The 19,494-nt window shown below is 64.1% G+C and carries 17 protein-coding genes and 3 pseudogenes; 6 read left to right on the plus strand and 14 right to left on the minus strand.

Features of this window, described 5'->3' with window-relative positions; translation table 11 throughout:
- Together Q4E25_RS11025 and Q4E25_RS11030 are read right to left on the minus strand one after the other, a co-directional pair.
- Nucleotides 1–310, minus strand: a pseudogene (locus tag Q4E25_RS11025) (HNH endonuclease); the annotation flags it as partial.
- 112 nt (nucleotides 311–422) lie between these two features.
- Nucleotides 423–2,309 (minus strand): fructose-specific PTS transporter subunit EIIC, encoded by a 1,887-nt coding sequence (locus tag Q4E25_RS11030; protein WP_303157082.1) that lies wholly within the window; start codon nucleotides 2,307–2,309, stop codon nucleotides 423–425.
- A 30-nt stretch (nucleotides 2,310–2,339) separates the two neighbouring features.
- On the opposite strand from Q4E25_RS11030, the pseudogene Q4E25_RS11035 reads away from it, so the two are divergent.
- Nucleotides 2,340–2,720: pseudogene (locus Q4E25_RS11035) on the plus strand (VanZ family protein); the annotation flags it as partial.
- Between the two features lie 126 nt (nucleotides 2,721–2,846).
- Here the strand turns inward: Q4E25_RS11035 and dnaB are convergent.
- The gene (dnaB, locus tag Q4E25_RS11040) at nucleotides 2,847–4,262 is read right to left on the minus strand and encodes a replicative DNA helicase (protein WP_303157117.1); all 1,416 of its coding nucleotides are present in this window, start codon (nucleotides 4,260–4,262) and stop codon (nucleotides 2,847–2,849) included.
- 77 nt (nucleotides 4,263–4,339) lie between these two features.
- On the opposite strand from dnaB, the gene Q4E25_RS11045 reads away from it, so the two are divergent.
- Both Q4E25_RS11045 and Q4E25_RS11050 read left to right on the plus strand, forming a co-directional pair.
- Nucleotides 4,340–5,119: a tRNA threonylcarbamoyladenosine dehydratase gene (locus tag Q4E25_RS11045; protein ID WP_303157085.1), complete on the plus strand. Its 780-nt coding sequence runs from the start codon at nucleotides 4,340–4,342 to the stop codon at nucleotides 5,117–5,119.
- Nucleotides 5,116–5,994, plus strand: coding sequence for a TatD family hydrolase (locus tag Q4E25_RS11050; RefSeq protein WP_303157088.1), 879 nt, complete (start codon nucleotides 5,116–5,118; stop codon nucleotides 5,992–5,994). Before Q4E25_RS11045 ends, Q4E25_RS11050 begins: the two co-directional genes overlap by 4 nt.
- A gap of 435 nt (nucleotides 5,995–6,429) precedes the next feature.
- Here Q4E25_RS11050 and rplI read toward each other — a convergent pair whose 3' ends face one another.
- The 7 genes from rplI to Q4E25_RS11085 form a co-directional block, all read right to left on the minus strand.
- A complete protein-coding gene (gene rplI, locus Q4E25_RS11055; protein WP_303157090.1) occupies nucleotides 6,430–6,882 on the minus strand; it encodes a 50S ribosomal protein L9 in 453 nt (150 codons plus the stop codon).
- Nucleotides 6,883–6,930: 48 nt separating this feature from the next.
- Complete coding sequence (locus Q4E25_RS11060; protein WP_303157091.1) at nucleotides 6,931–7,482, minus strand: single-stranded DNA-binding protein; 552 nt, start codon at nucleotides 7,480–7,482, stop codon at nucleotides 6,931–6,933.
- 49 nt (nucleotides 7,483–7,531) lie between these two features.
- Nucleotides 7,532–7,822, minus strand: coding sequence for a 30S ribosomal protein S6 (gene rpsF / locus Q4E25_RS11065; RefSeq protein WP_303157093.1), 291 nt, complete (start codon nucleotides 7,820–7,822; stop codon nucleotides 7,532–7,534).
- A 155-nt stretch (nucleotides 7,823–7,977) separates the two neighbouring features.
- Nucleotides 7,978–8,166 (minus strand): hypothetical protein, encoded by a 189-nt coding sequence (locus tag Q4E25_RS11070; RefSeq protein WP_303157095.1) that lies wholly within the window; start codon nucleotides 8,164–8,166, stop codon nucleotides 7,978–7,980.
- Complete coding sequence (locus tag Q4E25_RS11075) at nucleotides 8,166–9,551, minus strand: glycosyltransferase family 87 protein (protein ID WP_303157097.1); 1,386 nt, start codon at nucleotides 9,549–9,551, stop codon at nucleotides 8,166–8,168. Before Q4E25_RS11075 ends, Q4E25_RS11070 begins: the two co-directional genes overlap by 1 nt.
- 12 nt (nucleotides 9,552–9,563) lie before the next feature.
- Nucleotides 9,564–11,642, minus strand: coding sequence for a transglycosylase domain-containing protein (locus Q4E25_RS11080; RefSeq protein WP_303157119.1), 2,079 nt, complete (start codon nucleotides 11,640–11,642; stop codon nucleotides 9,564–9,566).
- A 295-nt stretch (nucleotides 11,643–11,937) separates the two neighbouring features.
- On the minus strand, nucleotides 11,938–12,318 hold the full coding sequence (locus Q4E25_RS11085; protein WP_303157099.1) for a DUF5318 family protein: 381 nt from the start codon (nucleotides 12,316–12,318) through the stop codon (nucleotides 11,938–11,940).
- A 144-nt stretch (nucleotides 12,319–12,462) separates the two neighbouring features.
- Here Q4E25_RS11085 and Q4E25_RS11090 point away from each other — a divergent pair, with 144 nt between their 5' ends.
- The 3 genes from Q4E25_RS11090 to Q4E25_RS11100 all read left to right on the plus strand — a co-directional run bounded on the left by Q4E25_RS11090 (nucleotide 12,463) and on the right by Q4E25_RS11100 (nucleotide 14,593).
- The gene (locus Q4E25_RS11090; protein ID WP_303157102.1) at nucleotides 12,463–12,942 is read left to right on the plus strand and encodes a MarR family winged helix-turn-helix transcriptional regulator; all 480 of its coding nucleotides are present in this window, start codon (nucleotides 12,463–12,465) and stop codon (nucleotides 12,940–12,942) included.
- Between the two features lie 88 nt (nucleotides 12,943–13,030).
- Nucleotides 13,031–14,023, plus strand: coding sequence for a universal stress protein (locus tag Q4E25_RS11095; RefSeq protein ID WP_303157106.1), 993 nt, complete (start codon nucleotides 13,031–13,033; stop codon nucleotides 14,021–14,023).
- Nucleotides 14,024–14,086: 63 nt separating this feature from the next.
- Nucleotides 14,087–14,593, plus strand: a complete 507-nt coding sequence (locus Q4E25_RS11100) for a hypothetical protein (RefSeq protein WP_303157109.1) — start codon at nucleotides 14,087–14,089, stop codon at nucleotides 14,591–14,593.
- Nucleotides 14,594–14,713: 120 nt separating this feature from the next.
- Here Q4E25_RS11100 and Q4E25_RS11105 read toward each other — a convergent pair whose 3' ends face one another.
- The 4 genes and pseudogenes from Q4E25_RS11105 to Q4E25_RS11120 form a co-directional block, all read right to left on the minus strand.
- Nucleotides 14,714–15,859 carry a putative Ig domain-containing protein gene (locus tag Q4E25_RS11105; RefSeq protein WP_303157110.1) on the minus strand — a complete coding sequence of 382 codons (1,146 nt, stop codon included), beginning with the start codon at nucleotides 15,857–15,859 and terminating at the stop codon, nucleotides 14,714–14,716.
- Between the two features lie 322 nt (nucleotides 15,860–16,181).
- Entirely contained in the window at nucleotides 16,182–17,114 is a 933-nt protein-coding gene (locus Q4E25_RS11110; protein WP_303157113.1) for a rhodanese-related sulfurtransferase, read from the minus strand.
- A 79-nt stretch (nucleotides 17,115–17,193) separates the two neighbouring features.
- Nucleotides 17,194–18,690, minus strand: a complete 1,497-nt coding sequence (locus Q4E25_RS11115; RefSeq protein WP_303157116.1) for a DUF1846 domain-containing protein — start codon at nucleotides 18,688–18,690, stop codon at nucleotides 17,194–17,196.
- A 276-nt stretch (nucleotides 18,691–18,966) separates the two neighbouring features.
- Nucleotides 18,967–19,494: pseudogene (locus tag Q4E25_RS11120) on the minus strand (hypothetical protein); the annotation flags it as partial.

Raw genomic sequence — 19,494 nt, forward strand, 5'->3', positions numbered from 1 at the left:
GCTGACTGGTTGTCAACGCCAAGAGTTTCAGGCGCAACTGCCAGGCAGCATCCTTACCCTTGACCTTCTTGGCATAAGACTCAATCAACTTCAGGGTGGACAGGCTATGTGTGGTGGCTTGGGCCTTACGCTGCCGCCTCGTGAATGTGGTGGGCCCGAAGTAGACCTGGGCTAAATGCACCAACTCTTCGGCTTCGCGCTTACTGCACCCGGCCTCCACCAACTCGGCGGCCGATAGCCCGGCTGCCCCCTGGATGATAGCCATACCCGCAGACTGCGCGGCAAGATAAGCCTCTAACTGTTCGTTCATGACCCCGAGACTAAAAGCCAGCGTCAAGGAAAAATAGGAAGAATTTCTCCCCAGCGGCAAAACTGTGGATAACTCCCGCGCGAGGCGAAGTTATCCACAGGCAAGGGCGAGCCTAGGCCGCCACCGCCGCCTCCTCCTGCGGCATCACCGCGCGAATCGCCTCGAGGGCCTCCTCCTGACTGCCCGCGCTCAGCAACGTCTCGCGGAACTCCTCCCGCATGAGCGCCCGCGCCAGCTTCGATAGCACCTTCAGGTGCTGCTTGCCGGCATCCTCCGGCACCGCGATCAAGAACACCAGCCGCACCGGCTGCCCATCCGGGGCGTTCCACTCCGTGCCCTCGCCGGCCAGGCGGGTGAAGGCGACGGTCGGCACCGCCACCGCCGCCGTGCGCGCGTGCGGGATGGCCACCGCGTTGCCCACCGCCGTCGTGGCCTGCTCCTCACGCGCCAGCGCCGCATCCACCACGGCATTAGGGTCCGTGACCCGCTTGTGTTTCGCGGCGGAATCGACAAGCCCGGCGATGACCTCCTGCACGGGGGCGGAGGGGGCGTCGAGGTGGATGAGGGAGGCGTCGATAAGCGAGGCTTCCTCAGGCTGCTCCCGGCGGCTCAGCCCCACTAACAGCACAATCATCGCCGCGGTCACCGCCACGCCCGCCAGCAGCGCAAGGAAGAAGCCCAGGGTATTGTCCACCGCGCCCAACACCGCCACGATGGGCCCGCCGTGCATGACGTTGTCCTTGACGTGCAGCATGCCCGCCAGCGCACCCGCCACGGCGCCGCCCACAACATTGGCCGGAATCACCTGCAGGGGCCGCGCCGCCGCCAGCGGAATGGCACCCTCGGTAATGCCAAAGAAGCCCATGAGCAACGCCGCCACGCCGGAATCGCGCTCGGCCTTGTTAAACCACTCGCGGCGCAGCAGCGTGGCCACGCCCACCGCCAGCGGCGGCACCGCAATAGCCGCGGCCGCCATGCCCATCGGCGCGGCGTTACCGCTAGCAATCAGCCCGCCGCCGAAGAGGAAGGCCGTCTTGTTGAAAGGGCCGCCCATATCGAAGGCGATCATCGCGCCCAACACCGCGCCCAAGATGACCACCGAGGCGCCGTCGAGAGAGGCGAGCCAGTGGGTGAGGGCGTCGAAAAGTGCGGAAATGGGCGCGCCCAGCAGGTAGATGAAGAGCAGGCCCACAATGAGCGTGGTGAAGATGGGGATGATGATCACCGGCATGATCGCCGCAAGATACTTGCCCACCGGGATCTTCTTCACCGCCAGCGCCACGTAGCCGGAGAGGAAACCAGTGATGATGCCGCCCAGGAAGCCCGCGCCGGCCTCCGAGCCGTAGAGAGAGCCCGTCACCGCGATGAGGCCGGTAATGAAACCGGGCGCCAGCCCCGGCCTGCCCGCTATGCCGGAGGCGATGTACGCGGAGAGCACGGGCACCATGAGTCCGAAGGCCAGCGCGCCCACCTCATTGATGACGTACCAGAAGGAATCCTCCGGAATGGCGATGCCCTCAGGCGTGGCCTGCCCGCCCAGAGATAGCGCCACCGCGATGAGCAGACCACCGGTCACCACAAAGGGCACCATGTGGGAGACGCCGTTCATCAGCGCGGTGTAGAGCTGGCGCCCCACGGAATCCCCGCCCTTGTCCGGCTCGCGCTCGCCGCCGCCCTCCTGCTTCCACACGGGGGCTTCGGGGGCGCGCTCGAGCAGCCCGGCTGGGTCCTTGATGGCGGCGTCCACGGAGGTGTTGAGCAGGCGCTTGCCGCCGAAGCGCTGCTTGTCGATGACCGTGTCCGCCGCGATGATCACAGCATCGGCCTCGCGGATCTCCTCGGGGCTAAACGCCCCATCCACGCCGACGGAGCCGTGGGTTTCCACCCGTAGGTTGATCCCCTTCTTCTCCGCCGCGGCCTGCAAGTTATCCGCGGCCATGTAGGTGTGGGCCACGCCTGTGGGGCAGGCGGTGATGGCCAAAATCTTTTTCTCACTCATGCCCGCAGAATACACATTAGGCTTGCGCGTATGAATCGTGCCGTCTACACCGTGGCCCTGGCCGGATACACCGCGGTTATCGTTGCGCTGACCACCCTCAAGGCCTTCTTCCGCATCGGATACCTGTGGGAGCCCTCCCGCCAGCGCGCCCGTGAGCTGCGGCTTGTGCCGCTTGACGACGCCTTCTCCGGCTCCTGGTTCAAGCCCCTCTTCGAGTACGGCGGCAACCTGGCCTTCTTTGTTCCCTTGGGCGTGCTGCTCTTCGTGGGCGTGCGCGATGTGCGCAAGGCCACGCTACTGGGGCTGGGGCTCTCGGCGGCGGTGGAGGCCGCGCAGTATGTCTTTGCGCTGGGGCGCACGGATATCGACGATCTTCTCTTCAACACCCTGGGCGCGCTGCTGGGAGCGGCCTTCGCGCGCTGGTGTGGGCCGCGCTTCTTCGGGCTGTGGCAGTGGCTGGGTATTGCGGTGACGGCGGTCTTCGTGGTGCTCGTGGCGCTGGGCCCTCGGCTGGGGGATCCGGAGAAGGTGGTGGATCTAGCCGTGGGCCATGTTGACGAACTTGGAGTAGTGCAGCTGGTGGGCCACCTGGATGGTGTCGATGGGGCCGCCGCGGTGCTTGGCCAGGATGATGTCGGCCTCGCCGGCGCGGGGGTCGTCGCGGTCCTGTGAGTCGGGGCGGTAGAGCAACATGACCATGTCGGCGTCTTGCTCCAGCGAGCCGGACTCACGCAGGTCCGCCAGCTGCGGGCGCTTGTCCGTGCGCGACTCGGGGCCGCGGTTGAGCTGGGAGATCGCGATGAGCGGCACCTCGAGCTCTTTGGCCAGCAGCTTGAGCTGGCGGGAGAACTCGGAGACCTCCTGCTGGCGGGACTCCACCTTCTTGCCCGAGCTCATCAGCTGCAGGTAGTCCAGCACCACGAGGTCGAGCCCATGCTGCTGCTTGAGGCGGCGGGCCTTGGAACGGATCTCCATCATGGTGAGGTTGGGGGAATCGTCGATGAAGAGCTTGGCGTCCTGGATGCGGTTCAAGGTGCTATCGATCTTGGCCCAGTCCTCAGTGGAAAGGCGCCCGCCGCGCATATCGGAGAGCTTGACCTCCGATTCCGCCGAGAGCAGGCGCATGATGATCTCGGAGGCGGACATCTCCAGGGAGAAGATCACCGAGGACTTGCCGTGCTGCAGGGAGGCCGAGCGCATGAAGTCCATGGCCAGGGTGGACTTACCCACGCCGGGGCGGGCGGCGACGATGACCATCTGGCCGGCGCGCAGGCCGTTGGTGAGGTTATCGAGGTCAATGAAACCGGTGGGGATGCCAGCCTCGATGCCGTTTTCCTGCAGCTGAATCATCTCGGTGATGGTGGGGTCGATGAGCTTGCCCAGCACCTGGTAGTCCTCGGTGGTCTTGCGCTGCGCCACGGCGAAGACCTCCTGCTGGGCGCGGTCGAGCACGGCCTCGATCTCGGCGTCCTCGGAGCCCTCGTAGCCGAGCTGGACGACGCGCGTTCCGGCGTCGACAAGCTTGCGCAGCACCGCCTTCTCCGCCACGATCTCCGCGTAGTAGCGGGCGTTCGCGGCGGTGGGCACGGTGGCCAGCAGGGTGTGCAGGTAGGGCGCTCCACCCACCCGCTCGAGGTTGTTGTAGCGATCCAGGCGGGCGGCGACGATGACGGCATCGATGTCCGTGCCGCCGGCGTAGAGATCCAGCATAGCGCTGTAAATCAGCTGGTGGGCCGGGTAGTAGAAGTCATCCGGCTGGAGGTCCTCGATGACCTCGCTGACCGTGTTGGGGCTGAGCAGCATTGCACCCAGCACGCCCTGCTCCGCTTCCCTATCCGAGGGCGGCTGGCGGAACTCGCCGTAGCGCTTGGGCTCCTCCGGGCGGGCGCGGTACTCGCTGGGCTCCTCCGGCGGCGCGGTGAAATCGGCGTCGTCGAAGCTGGCGCTGGTCATGCTCATCCCCCATGTTCTCGATGTGTCTAGGTGCCCACTATCCTATCCCCTGGCATACAAGCTTTGAGGAGGCAGGGATGACAAGCGAGCGTTTCGCACGCCTGAAACTGATTATGGGCGAAGAAGGCCTGGACAAGCTCGCCGGCTCTACCGTCATGGTGGTGGGCCTGGGCGGCGTGGGCTCGAGCTGCGCGGAGGCGCTGGCCCGCGGCGGGGTGGGCACGCTCATCCTGCTGGACCGCGACACCATTGAGGAGAGCAACCTCAACCGGCAGGCGCTGGCTTTTGTCTCCACCGTGGGCCGGGTCAAGGCCGAAGTCATGGCGGGGATGGTGGCGGACATCAACCCGGAGTGCACCGTGCACGCCCAGCAGGTCTACCTGCACCGGGAGAACCTCGCGGAGGTCTTTTCCGGGCTGCCGCGCCCGGATTACGTCATCGACTGCATCGACACCGTCTCCAGCAAGATTGAGATTGCCCAGTGGTGCGCCGAGAACGGCGTGCACCTCATCTCCTCGATGGGCGGGGGCAACAAGCTGGATCCGGGCTTCCTGAAGTTCTCTAAGATCAACAAGACGCAGTATTGCCCGCTGGCCAAGGCGATCCGTCAGGTGTGCATCCGGCGGCGCATCCGCGGCCTGGAGGTGCTCTACTCCACGGAGCGCCCCGTCCACATCGAGGATAAGGGTGCCGGCACCAAGGCGGAGACCCTGGGCACGATGAGCTACATGCCGCCGATCATGGGCCAGATGCTGGCGGGCAAGGTCATCCGGCGCCTGCTGGGCTATGAGGAGACCCCGTTGGCGCCGCGCATCGGCGGGCCTGCCGACGAGAACCAGCCGGCCACCGAGCGATGAGACTGCTCGATACGCACCACCACCTGGACTTCCTGCCGCCGGGTGAGCGCGGGGAGTTTTTGGCCCAGCTCGCGCTTGACGATGTCCACCTCATCGCCCAGACCACCACCCCCTCCGGGTTTCTGCGCCTGGAGGAAGAGCTGGCTGCCGCCGCGCTCAGCCCAGACGTGAGCGCAGATGTGCGCACTGAGGCAGCGCCGGCGCTGGCCGGGGTCTCGGTGGGCTTTCATCCCTGGTACATCGGCGAGGATTACGAGGCCGAGCTGGAGGTCTTCGCTGATGCACTGCAGCGCACGCGCCTGGTGGGCGAGGTGGGCCTGGACTTCGCACCGCGGCGGCTTGAGGCCGTGCCCGCCGAGCGCCAGGAGGCGGTGCTGCGCGGGGTGCTGGAGGCGGCCAGCGCGCGTGAGGGTGCTGCGGCAGGGGACGCAGCTCACCCCGTGGTGCTCTCCATCCATACCGTGCGCAGCGCAGGCCAGGTCCTGGACTTGCTGGCGGACTACGGTGCGCTGGGCTGCGGGGAAAAGCCCGCTGCGGGCGGGGGCATCGTGCCGGTCTTCCACCGCTTCGGCGGCACCAGCGACGAGCTCACCCACCTCATCCGCGGCGGGGGCTTCATCTCCGTCAACCCGCTCATGCTGGGCACTAAGAAGGGCCGCGCGTATGTCACCCAGGTGCCGGCCTCGCGGCTGCTGCTGGAAAGCGATCTGCCCCCAGACAACCCCGCTGAGGGCCGCGGCGGGGAGCACGCCGCGCAGCTGCGCCGAGTGCTCGCGGAGACGGTGACGCAGCTGGCGGATGTGCGCGGTTGTGGCGAGGAGGAACTGGCCCAGCTCCTGCAGGAGAACTCCCGCGCGCTCTACGGTTGTGGGTAATTCCACCGAGTTATCCACAGAGGCCTGTGGAAATGCCAGGTCAGTGAACAGGTGGTTAATAAAAGCCCAGTTGAGCGCTGTGGATAACAGCGCAAGCCTGTGACCTGCGGGAATGATTTGTGCAGGTCATAGGGGGTTTTCCACGTGTGATGAAACACGGAAATTCCGTGGATAAACGCTCTCACCTGCGGGTTAACGGCGCGCGACCACGCGGTGCTCTGCCCGCCCGGCGGGCGAAAGTTATCCACAGATCGGGTGAGTTATCCACAACTATCCACAGGGCAGAGGTGTGGCGGACAGCACGCCCGAACGTGGGCCAGAAAACAGCGAGGGCCGCGCCCCCACCAACACCTCACATGATGGTGGAGCGCGGCCTCACGCCTTGCTGTTGTCATTGGGCTTCCGATTCTTCAGGAAGCCGTCGTGCGCCTTGTCTTAGGCAGCGACGACCGAGAAGTTCACCTTGCCGAGCACGTCAGCGTGCAGCTTGAGCTCGACCTGGTAGTTGCCGGTCTTCTTGACCAGGCCCTTGGGCAGAACGACGATGCGCTTGTCCAGCTTCGGGCCGCCAGCGGCCTCGACTGCGGAGACGATGTCGTCAGCGGTAACGGAGCCGAAGAGCTTGCCCTTCTCAGAGGTCTTGACTGCGACCTTGACGTCGGAAAGCTGCTCGAGCTGGTTGCGGATCTCGCGTGCGTGATCCAGGTCGCGGATCGCGCGAGCTTCCTGAGCGCGCTTGATGCCCTCGATCTGCTTCTCAGCACCGCGGGTGGCAACGATGGCCAGGCCGCGCGGAAGCAGGTAGTTACGTCCGTAGCCGTCCTTAACCTCAACAATATCGCCAGGGGCGCCGAGGTTCTCAACGGCAGCGGTGAGGATCAGCTTCATGATCCCTGCCTTTCGAATGAGTTAAATGAATACTTGCGTGACAGTGTTTTAGAACGGGGGCTCCGAATCCGCGCCGCCGAAGCTTCCAGCCTGGGGTGCGGAATTCCACGGATCATTCTGCGGAGTGGACTGCTGCTGCGGTGCCTGCTGGTTTCCGGAGAAACCGCCACCGTAGTTGTTACCGCCCTGCTGCTGGCCGCCGCCGTAGTTGTTGCCACCGCCGGCGCTGTTGCCGGACTTGCGGGTGACCTGGGCGGAGGCATAACGCAGGGAGGGCCCTACCTCGTCGACCTCAATCTCAAAGACGGTGCGGTTTTCACCTTCGCGAGTCTGGTAAGAACGCTGGCGCAAACGGCCGGTGACGATAACGCGCATGCCCTTGGTGAGGGTCTCCGCAACGTTTTCTGCGGCTTGGCGCCACACGTTGCAGGTGAGGAACATGGCTTCGCCGTCTTCCCACTGGTTGGTCTGCTGGTTATAGCGACGCGGGGTGGAAGCGACGCGGAAGTTAGCAACTGCGGCACCCGCCGGGGTGAAGCGCAGTTCCGGGTCAGCAACGATGTTGCCGACCACCGTGATGTTGGTATCTCCCTGAGCCATGATGAGTTCTCCTTAAATATCGGTTACGTGGTGTGGAACCCAGTATCCGCTATTTGCTGTCCTTGCGCAGAACCTTGGTACGCAGGACGGTGTCGTTCAGGTTCAGACGGCGATCCAGCTCGAGCACGGATGCGGACTCGCACTCCAGCTCAGCGACGGCGTAGATGCCCTCTTCCTTCTTGTTGATCGGGTAAGCAAGACGGCGCTTGCCCCACACGTCAACGTTGACGACCTTGCCGCCGTCCTGACGGATGATTTCGAGGAACTTGTCCAGGGACGGGGTTACGGTGCGCTCATCCTGGTTAGGATCCAGAATGATCATGACTTCGTAGTGACGCACGGACCTCATCACCTCCTATGGTCTAGTAAATGGATATCGGCCATATCACCTTGGCGGATATGGCAGGAGGGTACGTTGCGTCAAGCAACCTCCCCACGGTACCCCACTGACCGGCGAAAAGGGAAATCTCCCCAGGCAGGCAGCGCGCGCACTGGCTAGCTGCGCATCCCGGTGGCGAAGAAGATGGCGCTGCCCGCTGGGATGATGGTGAGAAAGAGGATGGCCAGCAGGCCCAAGAAGATGGGCCAGCTGCGGTCCGTGCCGCGCTGGAAGAGGTAGTAGGCGCTGAGCACACAGATGAACCCCAGCGTGATGGACACCATCCCAATAACGGTGATGAGCATTATGCACAATCTCCTGCCAGCGGATCCCGGCCGCCGTGGGCGGCGCGGACCTTATCGGGGGCCTTGCCCAGCATCTGCCGGATCACCAGCACGCCGATGGCGATGATGAAGCCATCGCGGGTGAGGATGCCGATGTCCAGCAGCTCGTGCGGGATGCCCTTGTTGTCTGCCCCCAGCATATGCCACATGAGCAGGGGCCAGACGAGGGCGTCGGCAAGCGCCCAGCCCATGATGAGGCGCCAGCGCGGCAGGGCCAGCACCGCCGGCACCAGCAGCCACAGAGAGTACTGCGGGGACCACACCTTGTTGATGAGCAGAAAGGCCATGACGATGAGGTAGATCATCTCCGCCACGCGCGGAGTCTGCCGGGTGCGCAGGCCGAGCACCGCGATGCCCAGGCAGGCCACCAGGAAGGCCGGCAGCGTGAAGCTATTGAGGAACTCGGGGCTGAAGTCGATGCCCGTCCAGCGGTTGAGCACCGCGTAGATGGTGGTCCACTCCGCGCCGCGCTCCTCGTTGAGGCGGTAGAACTCCCGCCAGGCCTGCGGGTATGCCAGCGCGATGGGCACGTTGAGCACCAGCCAGGAGATAACCGTGCCGCCCAGCATCTTGCCAAAGGGTGCCCACTTCTTGTTGCGCACCGCCAGCACCAGGAAAGCACCGAGGATGAACAGCGGCCACAGCTTGAAAGCGGTTCCGCAGCCGACGAGCACGCCGGCCAGCCAGTTGCGGCGCTTAGTCACCGCGTAGAGCGCGCCCACCATGAACATGATGGAGGGGATATCCCAGTTGGTGAAGGCGTGGATGACCACCAGGGGGCTGGCGGCCATGAGGATGGTGTCCCAGGCGCGGTTGCCGGTGAGGCGGAAGACCATGACCACCGTGCCGATCCACATCAGGGACATGAACAGGGCGGTGAGCCCGAAGTACCATCCCGCCTCGGCCACGCCGAGCCACTCCACCACCGGGTAGGTGGTGCGCGCCAGCCAACCCATCGCACCCTGGAACATTCCGGCGAGCACCGGGTACTCCATGTAGCGGGTGAGATCCCCCTCCTGCCAGGAGAAGGCGTAGGGAAAGCCCGGCTGGTCCAGGCCGCGCCCGCCGTAGAGCGGGATGATGTCGTTGTAGCAGAAAGAAGTGTACTGGCGGTTGCCGTCCCAGTTGAGGCTGATCACACCATCCTCACCGCGGCGCCCGCCGGCGCAGGTGGCCTTGCTCAAGAAACCGAAGGCCAGGAAGGTCCACGCCAGCGTGATGATGACGCGCAGCTGGGTCCATGGGCCGGTCTGGGGCAGGCGGGCATGACGGCCCGTGGGGCCGCCGAAGAAATCGACGGCTCCTCGCGCGAAGGGTTCCTCTGCGAGCGGAACGGGGTGACTCACGGTGCGCTACCTCTACTGGTTGAGGAGTTCGTTGAGATCAGTGTTGCCGCCGAAGAGGTCCTCCAGGGAGGGCAGCTCCTGCGGCTGCTCCGGGGTGGGCTGCTGCGGCTCCTGCGCCGGGGATTCCTCCGCCGGGGCCTCGCCCTCGGGTGCTGCGGACTCCGCAGCGGACTCCTCCGGCTGCTCCTCCCCGCCGCCCTGGGGCGCGGAATCGTAGCTCGGGTCGTAGACGTAGCCGCTGCCGTAGGAGCCCACGCCGTAGCGGATGGGGTAGGCCTCGGGGAAGGTCTTGTACTCGGCGTCGGCAAGCGAGTTATCCAGGATGTACTTCCAGATCTGCGTCGGGGAGTTGGAGCCGTACATGATGCCGCCGCCGGAGTTGAAGATGGGCGAGGTGTTATCCGCCGTGCCCACCCACACCGCGGTGGCCAGCTGCGGGGTGGAGCCGATCATCCAGGCGTCCTTGTTGAGGCCGGTATCGCCCAGCTGGGTGGTGCCCGTCTTGGAGGCGGACTGACGCCCGCCGGCCAGCGCGCCGTTGGACCACGCGGCCACCGGCTGCATCGCGGAGATGACGTTGTTGGCCACGTTGGCGGAAACACGGCGCTCGCCGCGGTTGCCCGGGTGCTCGTAGAGGACCTCGCCAGCGGCGTTCTCCACGCGCTGCACGAAGTGGACCTCGTGCCACACACCCTGGTTACTCAGGGTGGCCATGGCAGAGGCCAGGTCCAGCGGGCGGGACTGGTACTGGCCCAGCACGACGCCCTCGTAGGGGGTGTTACCGTTTTCGGTCAGCGTTTTCTCAATGCCAGGCAGGGACTTGGCCACACCCAGCGCGTGCGCCATGTCCGCGGTGTCCTGGGACTTATTCTCCAGGTCATCCTGCAGGCGCAGGAAAGAGGTGTTGTAGGACTTCTTCAGCGCCTCGGCAATCGAGCAGCTGCCGCAGCCGGCGCCCACGTTGTCCACGGTCTGGCCTCCGGGCAGCTGATAGGGCGCCGAGGAGTACGGGGTGCTCAGATCGATGCCCTGCTGCAGGGCGGCCGCCAGGGCGAAGATCTTGAAGGTCGAGCCGGTCTGCAAACCGGAGTTGGCGTAGTCCCAGCCCGAAGGGTCATCGCCGCCGAAGTAGCCGCGCACAGCTCCCGTGGCCGGGTCGATGGTCACGGCCGCCGCGCGCGCGTCCTCCTGCAGAGTCTCCAGCTGGCCGTGGATGGCGTCGGTCGAGGCGTTCTGCACGTTCATGTCGATGGTGGTGGTGATCTTCAAACCACCGGTGGCCACCTGATCCTCGGTGATGCCGACGCGCTCCAGCTCCGCGATGACCTGGTTCTTGATGTGCCCAAAGGCGCCCGGGGCCTCCGAGTAGGCGGAGTACTCCGCGGGGTCACGGGTCTGCGGGAACTGCATCTGCGCGCGCTCGCCGGCGTCCAGGCGGCCCATCTCTACCAGGCCGTCCATGACGTAGTTCCAGCGCGCCTGGGAGTCCTCCTCATTGACCCACGGATCCAGCACGGACGGGGACTGGATGACGCCGGCCAGCAGCGCGCCCTCCTCCACGGTGAGATCCTTGGCGTCCTTGTTGAAGTACGCGTTCGACGCCGCCTGGATGCCGTAGGCGTTGCGCCCGAAGTACACGGTGTTGAGATAGGCGTTGAGGATCTCCTCCTTGGACCACTCGTTGGTCATCTTGATGGAGTAGATCAGCTCGCGGATCTTGCGCACGTAGGAGTACTCGTCCCCCACCAGGGTGTTCTTCACGTACTGCTGGGTGATGGTGGAGCCGCCACCCGCGCTAGAGTCACCCGTGAGCTTGCCCAGCACCGCGCGGCCCAGGCCGGTAAAAGAGAATCCCGAGTTGGTCCAGAACTCGCGGTCCTCGGCGGCGAGCACGGAGTCCTCCACGTAGTCCGGGATCTCATCCAGACCCACGTGGGTGCGGTTGCCCTCCGGCGGGACCAGCTTGGCCAGGCGGGTGGTGCCGTCGTTGGCCACGATGGTGGAGATTTGGTTGGCCTGTAGCTCCTCGGGTTCCGGCACGGTGTATTGGGTGTAGGCGTACCCGAACAGCGCCAGCGGCAATGCCACCACAACGAGGAAGATGGTCAGCACCACCCACGGCCAGCGGCGCGTGGACTTCGCCCGGCGCTTGCCGCCCGAGCGGCCACCGGGGCGGCTATCGGTGCGCCCCTCGGCCTTCCTGGAGTGGCTTCTCTTCTTCTGAGACTGAGACCCAGTGTCTTTATCGGTCACTGATTCGTGTCCTCATCAATCCTGTGCAGAAACAATAAATGTGTGCAGCTTACCGGCCGGATTCCTCGGGCGACAAACCGAAGAACCTCGGAAAACACCTCCGAATCCGGGCCCGAAAAGCTGCGGCGAAAACTTAGGAATAATCATAGACCGTGGCCGTGCTGAGCAAATGATTCCAATGGCACGCGCGGCACACCTCCACCTCGTGGACGGTAAACACGAGCCCCTCGGCGGCAAAGGCCGCGATCTCCTCCTCGCTGCGCGCGCTGCCCGCCCGGCGGCCCAGGCTCTCGCCGTAGACCCAGCGGGTCAGGCGCAGGCTCTCCCCGCACACCGGGCAGCGCCGCGCCATCTTTGTACCGTGATGCTCGGCGGCCGCGCGCAGCAAAAAGTCTGCATCACAGATTTCCTCGCGGCTAAGCACACCCTGGCGAAACTGCCGGATGTGGTGGGCACGCTCCCACTCGTGAGAGACCACCCCACCGTAGCGAGGTTGAGGGCCGGAGGATGTCACGCGAGCCATCATATCGGCCCACCCAGAGACCGCACCAGAAACAGCACCAGCGCCGCAACCCACACCCCTGCTTTAGTCCCACAAAGAAAATTTTTTGCTCCCCGAACAACCGCGTGCCAAACTCGCACGCTACACTTAGTTTCTATGAGTGAACCAGCTGCTGAGTCCCCCACGTCCTATGAAGACGCCCTGGACGTGGCGCGCCAAATCCAACCTGCCCTGAACAAGCTGATGCTGATCTTCCAGCGCACCGCTGAGGGGACTTCACTTACCACCTCTCAAGTCTCTATCATGAACCAGCTGCGCACCCACGGGCCCTCCCGCGTGAGCACCATCGCCAAGGCAGAACTTATCCGCATGCCCACTGCCTCCAATGCCCTCTACGAGTTGGAGCGCCTGGGCTACGTCGAGCGTCACCGCGATGAGAAGGATCGCCGCGGCGTGCTGGTCGCGCTGACCCAGCTGGGTGAGTCCGAGCTCAACATCGTCTCCCACCAGCGCGCGGCCGCCCTGGCGGAGATCGTCCGCTGGCTGGAGCCGGCCGATCTGGAGAACACCAAGGAGCTCGTCGCGCTCATCTCCAAGCTGGCGGATGTCTACCGCCCCACCATGAATCAGAAATAGACCTTTAGTTTCGCAGGGCTTCGGAATTTCTTTTTGCAGATCCTTCGGGTTAATAATGGGTTAAACCCGTCCCCTACCCTCTAGGTGAATGTCGAAGAAGCCCACTCGCTCCCAGGCGGCAACCCTGGCCAAGAAGGATCCCAAGGATCCTGTCCGCATTCTCATTTCGTGGAGCCCCAACACCCCGGGCAACGAGGTGATCGAGTACGCCGCCTGGCTCGCACGCTCCACGCCCGTGCGCATCCGGGTTGTCTCCACCTTGTCCCAGCCGCTGACCGTGACCTCGATGAACAAGCTCAGCGGTTCCTACAAGAAGCACTTCCGCAAGCAGAGTGAGAAGTTCGCCTCCGCCGCTAAAAAGGCGCTGCTCAACGCTGGCTTGTCCAAGTCCCAGCTGGATGAGAACTTTGCCATCCTCGCCGCCGGGCCCTCCCGCCCGCTGCTGCTCACGGAGCTCGCCGAGGACTTCCGGGCCGATGTCATCCTGCTCGGCGCCGCCCAGTCCGCCCCGAAGGGCCGCATCTTTGCCGGCTCCACCGCGGATACCCTGCTGCATAACTCGCCGCTGCCCATCGGCATCATCCCGCGCGGCATCAAGCTGTCCAAGCACGGGGTGACACGCATCAACTTTGCCTATACCGATCGCGGCAATCCGGAGGAGCCCGCGCTGCTTTATGCCGCGCAGCTGGCCCATACCTGGGGCGTTCCCTTGCGCGTCCTGGCCTTTTCTGCGGAGGGGCTTGTCGACGTCCCCGTGGACACCCCCGATTTCTCCTCCTCCATCGCGCTGACCTGGCGCGAGCATTCCCTGGCTATGCTGGACCGCGCCCACGACATGGTGGGCGAGCATTTCCCCGAGCTGGAGGTCGCCACGGAGATCGGCACCGGTGAGGGCTGGTCCGGCGCGGTGGATTCCCTCAAGTGGAAGAAGGGCGACCTTCTGTGCCTGGGCTCCTCGCCGCTGGGGCCCATCGAGCGGGTGTTCATCGGCAGCACCGCGACGAAGCTGCTACCGCACATGCGCGTGCCCGTCCTCGTGCGCCCGGCCGAGGGCCCCGCCTTCGAGATGGCGCAGGCCTAGCCGAGTCTCACCGAGGCACGCCCTCACGTTGTTTATTTTCTCTTCCCCCTTAAACTAGGCGCTATGACTACGTGGCCAGGCAATGGTGCGGATGAGCACCCGGAGAATGACTTAACGTCGGATCTGCGTTCCGACGCCGACTACGCCAACCTGCGCCCGCCGGAGCCGCACTCCTTTGATGAGCTTGCCGACGCCCCCGATCCCCTCACTATCGCCGCGGCCAACCGTTCCTCCACGAAGCAGGCCATCTGGTTCATGGTGGGCACCATCGCGGCCTCTTGGGTGGTGGCCTTGGTGCTGCGCCTCATTTTTGCCATTCAGGATCCCGGCGAGTGCGTCAGCGCGGAGATCGCCGGCTGGCTGTGCACCACGCAGCAGCGCACCATCTACGCCATCGGCACGGTGATTCTTCCCTTCGCCGGCATGATTGCCAACGGTGTGATCATGGTGCGCAAGCTCAAGCACTATGTGCGCTGGCGCCCGTGGATGGGCACGTTCTGGGTGCTCATCTTCAACTTCATGCTGTGGTGCATCTCCGATATCCAAATCCTGCTGGCGCCCACCCACTAAACGCTCACGCACGAAGGCCCGGCGCCCACACACCACAACTGTCATGCCCATGAACTGTGCGGACGCGGTTGGGCCCACAAGTCTGAATCTAGAAGGCTGAAGTCTAGCCCTGAAAGGTTCTTAGCGCAGGTAGTTGTCCACGTAGTGATACACCGCCGCGAGCAGCGCCCCAAGGAGGGCGGTTACCCCCAGACCAATTCCCCAGCCCGCGGCGGCGTTGTCAGCATCACTGCTCGAGGAGCTACTCGAGCTGCCATCTTCGGATCCCTTATCCGAGGTCGCAGCCCCGATGATCAGGGTGAGACCCGCCCCGGACTCCGTGACGGCGCCGTTGGCATCGGTGATGGTGATGGAGACGTCGAAGGTACCCTCCTCGGCGGGCGTGCCCAGGATCTGCTGGCGCTTCTCGTCGTAGTAGAGCCCCTGCGGCAGGCCCTCGACGCGGACGGTGGAGCCCAGATCGAGGTTCTCGATGCCCACGTCGATGGGCTCCATCTCCTGGCCGGGCTGCAGGCGCGGCGCCTGCAGCGGCAAGTCCTCCACATGGGCCGAGCCCATCACGGTCAGTGAGAAGGTGGCTTGTGTCAGCTGCGCTCCGGCGCTATCGCGGGCGAAGACCTGCGCACGAAAGCTCCCCGAGCGCTCCGGCACGCCGCTGATCTTTCCTGTCTGAGCATCGATACGCAGACCATCGGGAAGACCTCTGGCTGCGAAGGAGGCCACGCGCTTGCCCGGATCCGTGAGGGTGAGCTCAGCATTGACCTCCTGGCCTACCCGGATGGGCAACTGGGCCTGCAGGCCGGTGAACTCAACGGGTTGTGGCGGCACCGGGGCCGGAAGAACCCGGAACTCCAGCTGACCACATGTGCTCTTGCCCTGATTGTTGAAGGCCACGAGAGTAGCTCTAAAGCTTCCTTCCTGCGTGGGAACCCCCTCGATGCGATTGTTCTCCTCGTTATAGTTCAATCCTGCGGGCAGGCCGCGTACCTCAACGAAGCGCACTCGTGAATCCAGCTCCAGCGGCATGCTGAAGTGGCGCCCGGCAATCGCTTCCACCACGGTGCTGGGCAGATCAATCTGTGGGGCAGCCACCACGCGCACGAGGAATTCAGTGCGAGTTTCTTCCCCCTCTTCATTGGTGGCAATGATGGTGACCGGGAAGTTTCCGCGCTGTGAGGGGGTGCCGCTGAAAAGATACACCTCATCCTTCTCCGTCACGAGGTTGTTCTCCACGGGCTTGCCGTCCTTGGTGACCTGAAATGTCAATCCTGGGATCTCACCTTCAACGCTCAGCGTGGCCGTGCCGTTGGTGAGCTGGGCGGGAAAGTGCAGCCCTTGTTCCCCGTACTGTATTTCCACATCGGACGTAGCCGCGACAGGCGCTGCCTCCCCCAGATTCACTGTGCAGGTAGTGGCGCTACGATCTCTCGTTTGCGCCAGGGGCAGCCGGTACTGAGCCCGTGACTCCCAACACTGCGGGGCTTGCGGATCCCACCACCGCAAGGGCGGTGAGAGTAGCCAGGGGGCGACGCCGAACACTGCGTCGAAGGTTGTTGAGCATGGGCCGAACTCCTTGGAAAAGTACCTGCTACTCTGCGGCTGCCATCTGGGCTGCTACCCGCTCGCACTCCGAGCGCCCGCAGTGCTGGGTGCGGGTGTGCTGTGCGCACTCGTCGCAGATGAGCACCTGCTGGCGGCAGGTGTCCTCATTAATGCAATTGTGAAAGGTGTTGGTGGCGTTACCGCAGTGCACGCAGTGCCCCAGCTGAATGAACCCGGGATCCTCCAGGCCGCGGCCGAACTCGTGATGCATGCGCTTGTCAAAGACGTACATCGAGCCTTCCCACAGGCCGTCGTTGCCGTACTTCTCGCCGTAGCGCACGATACCGCCGTCGATCTGATAGACCTCTTGGAAACCGCGGTTAATCATCAGGGAGGAGAGGATCTCGCAGCGGATGCCGCCGGTGCAGTAGGAGACCACCGGCTTGTCCTTCATCCAGTCATACTTGCCGGACTCGAGCTCCGCGATGAAATCGTGGGTGGTCTTCACGTCGGGGACAACGGCGTTCTTGAACTTGCCGATCTCCGCCTCCATGGCGTTGCGGCCGTCGAAGAAGACCACCTCATCGCCGCGCTCCTCCACGAGCTTGTTCACTTCCTCCGGCTTGAGGTGCACGCCGCCGCCGATCACGCCGTTCTCATCCACCTTGAGCTCCCCCGGGGCGCCGAAGGCGACGATCTCATCGCGCACCTTGACGGACAAACGCGGGAAGTCCTCAGCGCCGCCCTCGGACCACTTGAACTCCATCTTCTTGAAGCCTGGGTACTCGCGGGTCTCGCGCACATAGCGCTTGCAGGCCTCCATGTCCCCGCCCACGGTTCCGTTGATGCCGTGCTCGGAGATGAGAATGCGCCCACGCAGCCCCAGCTTCTCGCAGAGGCTGCGCTGCCACAGCATGATGGCCGTGGGATCGGAGATGGGGGTAAAGCAGTAGTACAGGAGAATCTTGCTCAAGCTCACGTGGCCAATCCTAGTTCCGAGCGGCCGCTTCTCCGAATTTCTCCGGATTTCTCCGGCTGTGATCTCGTGCGTCTGGGATCTAGCGCTTCTGGTACAGCGCCTTCTTCCGGGCGAAAACCGGATCCGAGGTCACCAGCACGCCGAGGTTGCGGAAGATGCCCTCATCCACCGAGCCCAGGATGGTAGTAGTGTGCACGTCGCAGCCCTCCAGCTCCTTCAGGGCGTCGAGCGCGCGGCGGGCGTTATCATCCTTGGCCGCGGAGACAGACAGCGCGATGAGCACCTCGTCAGTGTGCAGGCGCGGGTTCTGGGAGCCGAGGTACTGGGTCTTGAGCTTCTGAATCGGCTCGATGGACTCCGGGGAGAGCAGGTGCAGTTCATCGTCGATGCCGGCCAGGTGCTTAAGCGCATTGAGCAGCATCGCCGCGGAGCAGCCCAGCAGTTCGGAGGTGCGGCCGGTGATGATGGTGCCGTCGGCAAGCTCCAGCGCTGAGGCCGGGCCATCGGTCTCCTCCGCGCGGGCGCGGGCGGGTGCGACCACCGGGCGGTCGAGGGCCTTGATGCCGGCCTTGGCCATGATGACGGCGGCGCGATCGGACTGGGTGGAATCCAGACCGTTGCGGGCCTCCTCCACCAGCGCCTTGAAGTAGCGGCGGATGATTTCCTGCTGGGAGGCAGCGCGGCACACGGCGTCATCCGTGATGCACATGCCGGCCATGTTCACGCCCATGTCCGTGGGGGACTGGTAGGGCGTTGCCCCGGTGAGCTTTTCCAGCAGCACCTTGAGCAGTGGGAAGGCCTCGACGTCGCGGTTGTAATTCACCGTGGACTCGCCGTAGGCAGACAGGTGGAAGTGGTCGATGACGTTGGCATCGTTGAGATCCACCGTGGCTGCCTCATAGGCCAGGTTCACCGGGTGATCCAGCGGCAGGTTCCAGATGGGGAAGGTCTCAAACTTGGCGTAGCCGGCCTTAATGTTGCGGATGTTATCGTGGTAGACCTGCGAGAGTGCGGTGGCCAGCTTTCCGGAGCCCGGCCCGGGCGCGGTGACGACGATAAGATCGCGGCTGGTCTCCACGTACTCGTTGCGGCCCAGGCCCTCTTCCGAGACGATCAGATCCGTATTGGAGGGATAGCCCGGGATGATGCGGTGGCGTGCGACCTTCAGGCCCAGCCGCTGCAGGCGTTCGATGAAGGCTTCCGCCTGGTGGTTGCCCTCTTCGAGCTGGGTCATCACGATGTTTTCTACGAGGAAGCCGCGGGAGCGGAAGACGTCCACGAGGCGCAGCACATCGTCTTCATAGAGGATGCCCAGGTCCGCGCGCACCTTCTGGCGCTCGATGTCCTTGGCGTTGATGCAGATGAGGATCTCCACGTCCTCTTTAATGCGCTCGAGCATCGCAATTTTGTTATCCGGGGTAAAGCTGGGCAGCACACGGGAGGCGTGCATGTCATCGAAGAGCTTGCCGCCCATCTCCAGGTACAGCTTGCCGCCTATCTCCTTGCGCCGGGCATTGATGTGCTCCGACTGCATCGAGATGTACTTTTCGCGGTCAAAGCCGACTGCACGCAACATATAAAGTAAAGCCTTCCGAGACGGTGCTGATGCCAGGACTCCTCATGCCAGGATCCTCGTAGCAGTTTACAACAGCACAAAGCACCCAATTCCCCCGGAAAGGATTAGGGGAGAATTGGGTGCTTGTGTTGTGGCCAAAGGCGCTCTCGTTCACCTCAGACCATTCGGGTTGGTGAGTTTTAGGCCATCACCAGGGCCAGCTTGGGAGTTCCCGGAAGGAGCCACTGCAAGGAGGGCTTCACTTCCGGGAAGTAGGCGCCTATGCGCTATCAGGAATTACTCCTGGGTGTCGGTGTCCTCAGCGGGAGCATCGTTCTCCTCGGAAGGAGCAGCCTGCTCGTCGGTGGAGGAACCGTTCTCATCCTTGGAGGAAGAACCCTCAGTGGAGGAAGACTCATCCTTGGAAGAGGAACCATCAGAGGAGCCCTCATTATCAGAGGAGCCCTCAGACGAGCCAGTGCCCGGAACCGGGGAGCAAGCCCATGCCAGAAGGCCGATGGCAGCAGCACCAGCAGCAGCAAGTGCTACACCAGCACCCACCTTGGCACCAGCCTCACCGAAGCGAGCATTGATGTCAGCCAGCGGCTTAGCCAGCTTCGGGTTGAAGATGCCAATCTGCTTCTGCAGCTGCTCATTCACCGCAGTGATCTGGTGAGAGAGCTGACCAACGAAGGAAGACAGACCCGGAATGTTGAGCTGGGAAGCCATACCAACCGGAATCAGGAACAGCAGCGGCAGACCAACACCAACAGCAGCCGGGATGCACTTACCCAGGTCAACCTTGCCGTCGGAAGAACCACCGTT

Source organism: Corynebacterium sp. (assembly GCF_030532325.1).
Classification (GTDB): Bacteria; Actinomycetota; Actinomycetes; order Mycobacteriales; family Mycobacteriaceae; genus Corynebacterium.

Coding starts and splice junctions, on each gene's coding strand:
- rplI (WP_303157090.1), bottom strand. CDS start 6,882: ATGAAGCTGATCCTCACCGCTGCCGTTGAGAACCTCGGCGCCCCTGGC.
- dnaB (WP_303157117.1), bottom strand. CDS start 4,262: ATGACCAGCGCCAGCTTCGACGACGCCGATTTCACCGCGCCGCCGGAG.
- Q4E25_RS11070 (WP_303157095.1), bottom strand. CDS start 8,166: ATGCTCATCACCGTTATTGGGATGGTGTCCATCACGCTGGGGTTCATC.
- Q4E25_RS11045 (WP_303157085.1), top strand. CDS start 4,340: ATGACAAGCGAGCGTTTCGCACGCCTGAAACTGATTATGGGCGAAGAA.
- Q4E25_RS11100 (WP_303157109.1), top strand. CDS start 14,087: ATGACTACGTGGCCAGGCAATGGTGCGGATGAGCACCCGGAGAATGAC.
- Q4E25_RS11060 (WP_303157091.1), bottom strand. CDS start 7,482: ATGGCTCAGGGAGATACCAACATCACGGTGGTCGGCAACATCGTTGCT.
- Q4E25_RS11050 (WP_303157088.1), top strand. CDS start 5,116: ATGAGACTGCTCGATACGCACCACCACCTGGACTTCCTGCCGCCGGGT.
- Q4E25_RS11090 (WP_303157102.1), top strand. CDS start 12,463: ATGAGTGAACCAGCTGCTGAGTCCCCCACGTCCTATGAAGACGCCCTG.
- Q4E25_RS11030 (WP_303157082.1), bottom strand. CDS start 2,309: ATGAGTGAGAAAAAGATTTTGGCCATCACCGCCTGCCCCACAGGCGTG.
- Q4E25_RS11095 (WP_303157106.1), top strand. CDS start 13,031: ATGTCGAAGAAGCCCACTCGCTCCCAGGCGGCAACCCTGGCCAAGAAG.
- Q4E25_RS11115 (WP_303157116.1), bottom strand. CDS start 18,690: ATGTTGCGTGCAGTCGGCTTTGACCGCGAAAAGTACATCTCGATGCAG.